The 7,251-nt window shown below is 66.1% G+C and carries 8 protein-coding genes; 4 read left to right on the forward strand and 4 right to left on the reverse strand.

Annotated elements, in window-relative coordinates; translation table 11 throughout:
- Positions 1 to 170: 170 nt before the first annotated feature.
- The 3 genes from OCW50_RS03005 to OCW50_RS03015 are packed head-to-tail and all read right to left on the reverse strand — an operon-like array spanning position 171 to position 3,056.
- Positions 171 to 1,742 (reverse strand): AMP-binding protein, encoded by a 1,572-nt coding sequence (locus tag OCW50_RS03005; protein ID WP_262296392.1) that lies wholly within the window; start codon positions 1,740 to 1,742, stop codon positions 171 to 173.
- Positions 1,743 to 1,761: 19 nt separating this feature from the next.
- The gene (gpt, locus tag OCW50_RS03010) at positions 1,762 to 2,268 is read right to left on the reverse strand and encodes a xanthine phosphoribosyltransferase (RefSeq protein WP_262270609.1); all 507 of its coding nucleotides are present in this window, start codon (positions 2,266 to 2,268) and stop codon (positions 1,762 to 1,764) included.
- Between the two features lie 41 nt (positions 2,269 to 2,309).
- On the reverse strand, positions 2,310 to 3,056 hold the full coding sequence (locus OCW50_RS03015) for a competence/damage-inducible protein A (protein ID WP_262296393.1): 747 nt from the start codon (positions 3,054 to 3,056) through the stop codon (positions 2,310 to 2,312).
- Positions 3,057 to 3,177: 121 nt separating this feature from the next.
- Here OCW50_RS03015 and sfsA point away from each other — a divergent pair, with 121 nt between their 5' ends.
- Positions 3,178 to 3,897: a DNA/RNA nuclease SfsA gene (sfsA, locus tag OCW50_RS03020; RefSeq protein ID WP_262296394.1), complete on the forward strand. Its 720-nt coding sequence runs from the start codon at positions 3,178 to 3,180 to the stop codon at positions 3,895 to 3,897.
- Positions 3,898 to 3,906: 9 nt separating this feature from the next.
- Here the strand turns inward: sfsA and OCW50_RS03025 are convergent, their stop codons facing one another.
- Positions 3,907 to 4,734 carry an FkbM family methyltransferase gene (locus OCW50_RS03025; RefSeq protein ID WP_262296395.1) on the reverse strand — a complete coding sequence of 276 codons (828 nt, stop codon included), beginning with the start codon at positions 4,732 to 4,734 and terminating at the stop codon, positions 3,907 to 3,909.
- A 144-nt stretch (positions 4,735 to 4,878) separates the two neighbouring features.
- Here OCW50_RS03025 and map point away from each other — a divergent pair, with 144 nt between their 5' ends.
- The 3 genes from map (at position 4,879) to OCW50_RS03040 (ending at position 6,993) form a co-directional block, all read left to right on the forward strand.
- Complete coding sequence (gene map, locus OCW50_RS03030; protein WP_262296396.1) at positions 4,879 to 5,700, forward strand: type I methionyl aminopeptidase; 822 nt, start codon at positions 4,879 to 4,881, stop codon at positions 5,698 to 5,700.
- Positions 5,701 to 5,794: 94 nt separating this feature from the next.
- Positions 5,795 to 6,481: a RadC family protein gene (gene radC / locus OCW50_RS03035; protein ID WP_262296397.1), complete on the forward strand. Its 687-nt coding sequence runs from the start codon at positions 5,795 to 5,797 to the stop codon at positions 6,479 to 6,481.
- Positions 6,482 to 6,552: 71 nt separating this feature from the next.
- A complete protein-coding gene (locus OCW50_RS03040) occupies positions 6,553 to 6,993 on the forward strand; it encodes a PRC-barrel domain-containing protein (RefSeq protein ID WP_262296398.1) in 441 nt (146 codons plus the stop codon).
- Positions 6,994 to 7,251: the final 258 nt, after the last annotated feature.

The raw sequence follows: 7,251 nt of genomic DNA on the forward strand, positions 1-7,251 counted from the left end.
GGTGGAATCGGTGCTTGGTTACCGGCGTGACGCGGCTTCGCTCTTCAAGGATCCGAGAGCGGATCTGGCCCATCCTGCGGACCCGGAGGGCCGCGCCCGACGATGCGCCGGTCAAGAGAGGGAGCCTCGGATGAGGCTCCGAAGGGTGGGACGCTTTTGAGTCCGATGCTTTAGAGCATCGGCTGCAGGCGCCGCGCCAGCTCGACGGCGGCGGCGTAATCGGTCTTGCCCGAGCCCAGCACGGGAATTCCCGAGACCAGGATGGACCGGGGCATCCAGAGCTCGGGAAAACCCTGGCCCCTCGCGTAGTCCAGCAGCACATCCCGGTCCGCATCGGCCTTGTCGGTGATGAGGATGATCTGCTCGCCTTTTCGCGGGTCCGGGATGGCCACGACCACATGGCTGTTCTCCGGCCAGAGGGCCTGGACGGTCGCCTCGATGGCGGCCAGCGACACCATCTCTCCGCCCACTTTCGCAAAGCGCTTCGCCCGTCCCCGGATGGTCACGATCCCGTCCTCCACGGTGACGATGTCGCCGGTATCGTGCCATCCGTCGACCGGGGGACGGATCCCGCCCGGAGCGGTCGAGTCGAGATATCCCTTCATGACGTTCGGGCCGCGCACGTGCAGACGGCCGCCCTCGTGGATTCCCTCGACCGGATCGAGGCGCCATTCGATTCCCGGCAGGATCGGCCCGACGGATCCGGGGCGGTTGCGATCCGGCAGGCTCACGGCGATGACGGGCGAGCATTCGGTGGCGCCGTAGCCTTCCAGAATCACGGTCCCGTACCGCGACCAGAGCCTGCGCGTCTCGTCCTTCACCCGCTCGGCGCCGGCGATGACGTAGCGGACGCTCGCCAGGTCGTTCTCGCCCGCGGCCCGGGCATAGCCCTGCAGGAAGGTGTCCGTCGCGAGCATGATCGTGGCGCGGGTTCCGGCGACGAGCTTCGGGATCTGCCGGTAATGGAGCGGGCTCGGATAGAGCACCGACTTCATCCCGTTGAGAACGGCCGTCAGCAGACCTGCCGTCAGGCCGAAGGAGTGGAAGATCGGCAGCGGGTTGAAGAACACGTCGGTCGGCTGCAGCACGTCGCCCGCGAGCGCTTTGACCTGATAGGCATTGGCGATCAGGTTGGCGTTCGAGAGCGCCACGCCCTTGGGCACCCCTTCCGACCCGGACGTGAACAGCAGCACGGCCGGATCGTCGGGCTCGACCCGGGCCCCGGCATGGACGCGCCGTGCCATCCAGGAATCGATCAATCCGCGCAGCTTGTCGAGGCTCGTCAGCTTCGCCCGCACGTCTTCGAGCCACAGGATCCGCCGTCCCTCCCCCAGGGTGGCCACGATGTCGTCGAGCTTGCCCTGCTCGACGAAGCGGCGGGAGGTGACGATGGTTTCGATCCCGGCCAGTTCGCAGGCCGCCGTCAGGTTCTTGAGCCCCGCCGTGAAGTTCAGGAAAGCCGGAACGCGCCCGAACGCGTTCAGTCCGAACAAGGTGACGGCGATCGCCTGGACGTTCGGGAGAAGCACGCCGATGGGTTCGCGCTCCGCCGTCAGGCTCGCCAGCTTGCGTCCGAGGACCAGGGACCCCAGGACGAGGCGGCCGAAGGTGATCGGCTGGCGCTCCAGGTCCTCCAGGGCGACCTTGTTCCGGCCGAACCGGTCCCGGGCATCGAGGAGAGCACTGAAAAGGCTCTTGCGCGTCCGCTCGATGTCGAACCCGGCGATGTCGAATGCGGCCACGGGCGCTCCCTGCCTCCGGTTAACCCGCCGATCCCTCGCGGATCGGAGCCTGGTAGGCCAGGCCCATATCCCAGGGGAAGTAGATCCAGGTGTCCTGGCTCACTTCCGTGACGAACGTATCGATCAGGGGCCGGCCGGCCGGCTTCGCATACACGGCGGCGAAATGCGCGTTGGGCAGCATGTCCCGCACGATCTTGACCGTCTTGCCGGTATCGGTGAGGTCGTCGATCACGAGCACGCCCTTGCCCTGGCCGTCGCCCACCGCCTTGATCGACGGCGCGATATCCTTCAGCACCTGGAGATCGCCCTGGTTCTTGTAGTCGTGGTAGCTCGCGATGCACACGCTCTCGATGAGCCGCAGGTCGAGCTCGCGGGCCACGATGGCGGCCGGCACGAGGCCGCCACGGGTGATGCAGACGATCGCCTCGAAGGGGCCGGCCGAGGCCAGGCGCCAGGCGAGAGCCCGGCAGTCGCGGTGAAACTGATCCCAGGAGACGGGAAAGGCTTTGGGGGAGGTCGGGGACATCGTTGTGCTCTTCGTGGGCTTTCAGGGGGAGACGATAAACCTTACAGAGGCGCCCGGTCACCCTTGAGGCGACCGAGGAGCTCGCGAACGGCGGCACTGGCTCCGGCAACCGCCGCCGGGTCCTTGCCGCGCACGACGATCTGGTTACGGAAGCCGCTCGCCGAGAACGACGGATAGGAGCCGATGGACACGTCCGGGTTCGAAGAGGCGATCCGGCTCAGGCCCTCGGCATAGATGCCCTCCGCCAGCCCTTCGGCCTCGATGGTCTCGATGACCATGCGGGCGCCGGTCTGGAGGGACGGCGCGACGATGTCGAGCATGGCCTGCATGATCGACGGCACGCCCGCCATGACGAACACGTTGCCGATGCGGAAGCCGGGAGCCTTGGAGATCGGGTTCTCGATCAGATCGGCCCCTTCAGGAATCCGGGCCATGCGCAGGCGCGCCTCGTTCAGCTCGTGCGGCTGATACCGCTCCCGGAGCATGGCGACCGCCCGCGGATCATGCCCGATCCCCACATCGAACGCTTTGGCGATGCAATCGGCCGTGATGTCGTCATGGGTGGGGCCGATGCCCCCGGTGGTGAAGAGATACGTGTAGCGGGCGCGCAGGGCGTTGACCGCCGCCACGATCTCCGCCTCCACGTCGGGCACCACGCGCACCTCGCGCAGGTCGATGCCGATCCCGGTCAGGTACTCGGCGATGTAGCCGATATTCTTGTCCTTGGTGCGGCCCGTGAGGATCTCATCGCCGATGATGAGAAGGGCGGCTGTAACGGAAACGGCCATGCGCTGCGATCCCTTTTGAGGGGCTTTAGACTCAGAAACGGCAATTCTCAAGCAACGGTTCGGTTGAACCGCAGCCTTCTCCCCTGCTACGAGGGATTTTTCGGCCGATCGTTGGAGTTCGATGCGTTTTCACGAAACCTTGCTCGAGGGCCGCCTCATCGAGCGCTACAAACGATTTCTGGCGGATATCGCCCTCGACACGGGCGAGGTGGTCACGGCCCATTGCGCCAATCCCGGCGCCATGATGGGTCTGAAGGAGCCCGGCAGCCGGGTGTTCCTGTCCCGGGCGACGAATCCGAACCGCAAGCTCAAATACAACTGGGAATTCGTCGAGGTGGCGGCCGGCGGCGGTCCCCTCCAGCTCGTCGGCATCAACACGTCCCGGCCGAACCTCCTGGTCGCCGAAGCCCTGGCGGACGGTCGCCTCGCGCCCTTCGCCGGGTATGACCGGATCCGCCCGGAGGTGAAGTACGGCCGCAACAGCCGGGTCGACTTCCTGCTCGAGACGACCGGGCAGCCGCCCTGCTACCTCGAGGTGAAGAACTGTCATCTCATGCGGGAGGCGGGCTTTGCCGAGTTTCCGGACTGCGTCGCGGCCCGCAGCGCCAAGCACCTCTACGAACTCGCCGACATGGTGGCCGCGGGGGCCCGGGCCGCCCTCGTCTACGTCATCCAGATGGAGGCCGGGCGCTTCGACGTGGCGCGCGACATCGACCCGGCCTACGACCGCGCCTTCCGGCACGCCCTGGCCTCCGGGGTGGAATCCTACGCCTATGTCTGCCGCATCACGCGGGAGGAAGTGGTCATCGACCGGTCGGTGGAGATCGTCACGCCCCGGTAGACCGGAGCCTCAGCGGCGCTCGAAGGCCAGGTTCATCCTGGTCTCGAGGATCTGCCGGTAGCCCTTGCCCTTCAGGAGCTTGACCACATCGATCTGCCACCGTTCCGGAACATTGGCGATGATGAGGAGCGCGGGGTAGAGGGAGGCCGGCGCATCGCGGAAGAACGGGTCGAGCACCAGGTCCTCGGCTCCCTCCACGTCGAGCTTGATCGCGTCCACCCGGTTCAGCCCCTCCCGCTTCAGGAGTTCCAGCATGGTCACGGCCGGAACGCGAATGGCGTCCGTCTGGCTCGAGTTCACGATCTTCAGGCTCGCCTCGCCCCGGTTGAGGGGGTCGAGGAACAGGGTGAGCTCGCCGGTCTTGTCCGCCACCGCACAATCCACGGCTTTGATGGTGCCGGAGGGATTCTGGCGGATGTTGTAGATCAGACGGTCGAAGATCTCGGGCTGCGGCTCCACGGCCAGGATCCGGGTCGGGACGGAGCCCGCTTCCCGGGCGACCGAGAGGGCATACCAGCCGACATTCGACCCGATGTCGATGAAGGTGAAGCCATCCGTGATCCGCGAGCTCAGGATCCTGAGCTCATCGGCATCGAAGTACTGGGGCGTGAACAGGATGCGCCGCTCGCAGACGTTCTTGTAGGGATAGAGCCGCATCCGGACGCCGAAGGTCTCCAGGTCGAGCGGCAGGCCCTTCAGGGTCTTCATCGCCAGACGGCGCAGCATCAGGGCCAGCCGGCGGCCGGCCCAGCCCTCGGGCAGCCCGCGCGTGCGGTCGATCACCCAGCGGGTGAGTCCTGAAGGCGCAAAATCGCCGAAAGGGCGAGAATCGTTCATTAAGCGGGAATCCACGGCGGTCGGTTGGGATGAACAGGGTTGCTCATGACACCCTCGGGCGCCAATCGCAAGCGGGGCAGAAGGTCTTTGCTTGCGTCCCGCGTGCCGATCCTTACATTCCGGACATCAGATCAGGGACCGAAAATGACCGAGACCGACATTGTCGAGCGCAGGCGCGCCGCCGAGATCCCGCTCCACGGGCCGGAGGCCTTCGAGGCCATGCGGCGGGTCTGCCGGATGACGGCCGAATGCCTCGACATGCTGACCGATCACGTGAAGCCCGGCGTCACGACGGACGACCTGGACAAGCTCGCCTTCGAGTTCATCCGCGACCACGGCGCCTACCCGGCCTGCCTGAACTATCGCGGCTACACGAAGACCATCTGCACCTCCATCAATCACGTGGTCTGCCACGGCATCCCCAACGACAAGCCCCTGCGCGACGGGGACATCATGAACATCGACGTGACCCTGATCCTCGACGGATGGCACGGCGATTCGAGCCGCATGTACTACGTGGGAGAGGTGCCGCGCCGGGCCCAGCGTCTGTGCGAGATCACCTATGAATGCCTGATGCGCGGCATCGCGGCGGTCAGGCCGGGCGCGAGCACCAACGACATCGGAGCGGCCATCCAGTCCTACGCGGAGGCGGAGCGCTGCTCGGTGGTGCGGGATTTCTGTGGCCACGGCCTCGGCCGCGTCTTCCACGACTCGCCGACGATCCTCCACTACGTGGAACCGGCCTACAACGTGGAGCTGAAGCCCGGGATGCTCTTCACCATCGAGCCCATGATCAATCTGGGCCGCCCGCAGGTGAAGGTGCTCGCCGACGGCTGGACGGCCGTGACCCGTGACCGCTCCCTGTCGGCCCAGTTCGAGCATACGGTCGGCGTGACCGAGACCGGCGTCGAGGTCTTCACCTTCTCGCCGAAGGGCCTGGACAAGCCGCCCTACACGGCAGCTTGACACTAGCCTGACGTCCCGCTTCGTGCCTACATAGTAACGTTGCCGCTCCGGACATCCGTGCCGGAACGGCGGCAGGCAGAAGCGGCGGGAGGGCATGAGCGGCGACGACAACCCCCATTACCATGGCCATCGGGACCGTCTTCGCGCCCGCTTCCTCGACGTGGGCGGCGACGCGCTGCCCGATTACGAGCTGCTGGAGCTGGTCCTTTTCCGCTCCATCCCGCGCCGGGACGTGAAGCCCATCGCCAAGGAGCTCATGAAGCGCTTCGGCACCTTCGCCGAGGTGCTGGCGGCCTCCCCGACCCGGCTCATGGAAGTCGAAGGGATCGGCGAGAGCGTCGTCACCGACCTGAAGGTCGTCGAGGCGTCAGCCCGGCGCCTCGCGAAAGGTGAGGTGGCCAAGCGTCCGGTCCTGTCCTCCTGGGCCTCGGTAATCGACTACTGCCGGGCCGCCATGGCGTTCATGGACAAGGAGCAGTTCAGGCTCCTGTTCCTCGACAAGCGCAACGCGCTCATCGCGGACGAAATTCAGCAATCGGGCACAGTCGATCATGCCCCGGTCTATCCGCGCGAGGTCATCAAGCGGGCCCTGGAACTCTCGGCCTCGGCCCTGGTCCTCGTCCACAACCACCCGTCCGGTGATCCGACCCCCTCCTCGGCGGACATCAAGATGACCCGCGAGATCATCGACATCGCCAAGCCGCTGGGGATCACCGTTCATGACCACATCATCGTCGGCCGCGAGGGCCATGCCAGCCTGAAAGGCCTGCGCCTGATCTGAGCTTGGCTTCAGAACCGACTCGCTCTCGGTGCGTTACGCTCCTGTCGAAAACGCACTGGAGACTCGAACCAATGAACAAGACTCTGCTGACGGCCAGCCTTCTCGGCTCCGTCCTCCTCGCCTCGGCGGCCATGGCCCAGACCTCGCCGGCGCCGGGCTTCATCACGCGGCTCGAGCCGGGCCAGATGCTGGCCTCGAAGGTCATGGACGAGGATGTGGTCGGGGCCGACAACAAGGATATCGGTGACGTGGAGGATCTGGTGCTCGATCGCAGCGGCCGTGTCGTCGCGGTCGTCGTGGAAGTGGACGAGGGGATCGGCGACCGCACGGTGGCCCTGCCCCTCAGCGCCGTTCAGATGAACACCGCCGACGCGGCGACGACCGGATCGGTCCAGGGATCGGGGCAGACGGGCGGCGCCTCCGCGGCGCGGAACGACGACGTGCGGATCCTGGTGAGCATCCCGGTGGATCAGCTCAAGGCTGCGCCCGAGTTCGACGACGACAACGACTAAAGCATCGGACGTGAAAAGTGGACTTGCCCTTTTGGGATCCATCCGATGCTTTCTTCTCGAATGAGAGCATCGGTCAGAACGGACCCAGCGGGCCGCGCCAGCGACCCGAAGGGCCACGCTAGTGAAAACCGGATCCACTTTTCCGTCCGATGCTCTAAGCCGGACAAATCCGGCGGCCTCCTGCGGGAACGGCCGCCGGCCGCCTGGAGCCTCGGGCCCCCAAAGGGAACCCCCCATTGGGGGCCCAGCTGAAATGAT

It is taken from the genome of Microvirga sesbaniae, from assembly GCF_025460805.1.
Lineage (GTDB): Bacteria > Pseudomonadota > Alphaproteobacteria > Rhizobiales > Beijerinckiaceae > Microvirga > Microvirga sesbaniae.

Coding starts and splice junctions, on each gene's coding strand:
- gpt (WP_262270609.1), bottom strand. CDS start 2,268: ATGTCCCCGACCTCCCCCAAAGCCTTTCCCGTCTCCTGGGATCAGTTT.
- OCW50_RS03015 (WP_262296393.1), bottom strand. CDS start 3,056: ATGGCCGTTTCCGTTACAGCCGCCCTTCTCATCATCGGCGATGAGATC.
- sfsA (WP_262296394.1), top strand. CDS start 3,178: ATGCGTTTTCACGAAACCTTGCTCGAGGGCCGCCTCATCGAGCGCTAC.
- OCW50_RS03025 (WP_262296395.1), bottom strand. CDS start 4,734: ATGAACGATTCTCGCCCTTTCGGCGATTTTGCGCCTTCAGGACTCACC.
- map (WP_262296396.1), top strand. CDS start 4,879: ATGACCGAGACCGACATTGTCGAGCGCAGGCGCGCCGCCGAGATCCCG.
- radC (WP_262296397.1), top strand. CDS start 5,795: ATGAGCGGCGACGACAACCCCCATTACCATGGCCATCGGGACCGTCTT.
- OCW50_RS03040 (WP_262296398.1), top strand. CDS start 6,553: ATGAACAAGACTCTGCTGACGGCCAGCCTTCTCGGCTCCGTCCTCCTC.